Annotated in this window: 2 protein-coding genes; one reads left to right on the forward strand and one right to left on the reverse strand. The window is 70.6% G+C overall.

What is annotated here, in order from left to right; translation table 11 throughout:
- The first annotated feature begins 307 nt into the window (after positions 1–307).
- A complete protein-coding gene (locus AX737_RS17030) occupies positions 308–700 on the forward strand; it encodes a helix-hairpin-helix domain-containing protein (RefSeq protein WP_066923492.1) in 393 nt (130 codons plus the stop codon).
- Between the two features lie 18 nt (positions 701–718).
- On the opposite strand, the gene AX737_RS17035 is transcribed toward AX737_RS17030, so the two are convergent.
- On the reverse strand, positions 719–1,495 hold the full coding sequence (locus AX737_RS17035) for a TerC family protein (protein ID WP_066923495.1): 777 nt from the start codon (positions 1,493–1,495) through the stop codon (positions 719–721).
- Between the last annotated feature and the right edge of the window lie 68 nt (positions 1,496–1,563).

Below are 1,563 nucleotides of genomic sequence, written 5' to 3' on the forward strand. Positions count from 1 at the left end.
GGAGGGGGAGGTCTTTCGCTTCGGAACGGCCATGGGATCAATCCTTCGATCTGGCGGATGACGGCAAAGCGGCGCGCGGGCGGCTCCTCGGAGCGAGGAGCGCCTCGTGCACCGCCGGACACGGAGATTCGAGGGCGCGCTTATAGCGTCGGCCGACGTCCCTGACTAGAGGCCGCCCGCCTGCCCTGCCTTGCGGCCCGCACTTAACGCAGAACGCGCCCGGCGTTAAGCGGCAGTTCAAGCGGCAGACCCCACGTTCGTGGGGCCGGCCTCGTCCAAGGGGCCGGGACTGATCCGGAGAACCGCCATGGTCTCGTCCACCCGCCCCATCCTGCGCACCCTCGCCCTGCTGACCGCGCTGGCCGCCGCGCCGGCCCTCGCGCAGGCGCCGGCCCCCTCCGCGCCGAGCCCCGCCGCGCCGACGAAGCCCGCGCCCGCGGCGCCCGCCACGCCGGCCGCGCCGAAGGCCCCGAGCGCGCCCGTCGCCGGGTCGCCCAACGCCGCCAAGACGGCGCTGATCGACCTCAACAGCGCCAGCGCCGCCGAACTCGACGCCCTGCCCGGCATCGGCAGCGCGCGCTCGGCCGCGATCATCAAGGGCCGCCCCTACCGCGGCAAGGACGAGCTCGTCTCGAAGAAGATCCTGTCCGAGAGCGTCTACGAGGGGATCAAGGACAAGGTCATCGCCAAGCAGAAATAGGCCGGAGACGGCCGCGCCTCAGGCGCGGCCCGCCTTCCTCTGGACCGTGTCGATCCGGGGGGACGGGGCCTCGCCCCGGCCCGCTTTGGCCCGCTTGCGCCGCCGGGCCAGCATGTTCAGGCCCTCCACACCCGCCGAGAAGGCCATCGCGGTGTAGATGTAGCCCTTCTGCACGTGCGCCCCGAAGCCCTCCGCGATCAGCACCATGCCGATCATGATGAGGAAGCCCAGCGCCAGCATCACCACCGTCGGGTTGGCGGCGATGAAGCGCGAGAGCGGGTCGGCGGCGAGCAGCATCACCGTCACGGCGACGATCACCGCGATCATCATCACGGGCACGTGCTCGGTCATGCCGACCGCCGTGATGATCGAATCGATCGAGAAGACGAGGTCGAGCAGGAGGATCTGGCCGATCGCCGCCGAGAAGCCGAGGGCCGCGCCCGGGCCCTTCTCGTCGGCGTGCGGATCCACGCTCTCGTGAATCTCCTTCGTGGCCTTCCAGAGCAGGAACAGGCCGCCCGCGATCAGGATCAGGTCGCGCCAGGAGAAGGCCTTGCCGAAGATCTCGAAGATCGGCTCGGTCAGCTGCACGATGAAGGCGACGGTGCCGAGCAGCCCCAGCCGCAGCACGAGGGCGAGGCCGATGCCGATGCGCCGCGCCCGCTGCTGATGCTCGGGCGGCAGCTTGTTGGTGATGATCGAGATGAAGATCAGGTTGTCGATGCCGAGCACCACCTCCATCACGACGAGGGTGGCGAGCGCGGCCCAGACGGCCGGGTCGGCGGCGAGCTGCATCAGGTTGTCGAGCACGGGTGGCGTCTCCGCGGCGTCCGGTCAGAGGGCGGGGATCAGGGCGCGAGCGT

Origin of the sequence: Methylobacterium sp. CCH5-D2, from assembly GCF_001556475.1 — a bacterium.
Classification (GTDB): Bacteria; Pseudomonadota; Alphaproteobacteria; order Rhizobiales; family Beijerinckiaceae; genus Methylobacterium; species Methylobacterium hispanicum.